At 72.9% G+C, this 649-nt stretch carries 1 protein-coding gene; it reads left to right on the plus strand.

Features of this window, described 5'->3' with window-relative positions; all coding sequences use genetic code 11:
• On the plus strand, positions 1–649 hold a 649-nt coding region (locus tag BYZ73_RS21540), incomplete at both ends, for a phage portal protein (protein ID WP_146746408.1).

Raw genomic sequence — 649 nt, forward strand, 5'->3', positions numbered from 1 at the left:
CGCGATCCGTCGCCCTGGCTCAATGATCTCTGGGCGGGCGGGCAATCCCGGGTCCGCTCGCTGCCGGTGGTCACACCGCTGGCCGCCCAACGTCATGCCACGGTCTTTGCCTGCTGCAACGTGATCGCGGGGGATCTCGCCAAGGTGCCGCTGCGCCTTTACCAGCGGACGGGCCCCAGCCGGGCCGAGCCGGTCGCGGACCATGCCGCAACGTACCTCCTCAACACCGAATCCGCGCCGGGCGTGGCCGCGAAGGTGGCGCGCTTTGCCCTCGTCTATGCCTTCGCGCTGCGCGGCCGGGCCTATGCCTATGCGCCCCGCGACGGGGCGGGCGAGCTGACGCTGCTGGAGGTGATCCGCCCCGATCTCTGCGCCGAGCTCCGCGACGGCCGGGCGCGCTTCTATGCCTTCGAGGACGGGGCGGGCATCCAGCGCCGGGCGCCGTCGCGGGCCATGGTGCATCTGCGCTACATGGCCGAGGACGGCTGGACCGGCCGCAGCCCGCTCCAGGTCGCGGCCGAATCCGTGGGCCTGGCGCTCGCCGGTCAGGAGGCCGCGGCCCGCGCCGCCTCGGGCGTGCAGATGCGCGCGGTCCTGAAGATGGAGGATGTCTACGAGGACGATGAGGCCTGGCACCGCAATGCCCGCC

This window comes from Rhodovulum viride (assembly GCF_003265965.1).
Lineage (GTDB): Bacteria > Pseudomonadota > Alphaproteobacteria > Rhodobacterales > Rhodobacteraceae > Rhodovulum > Rhodovulum kholense.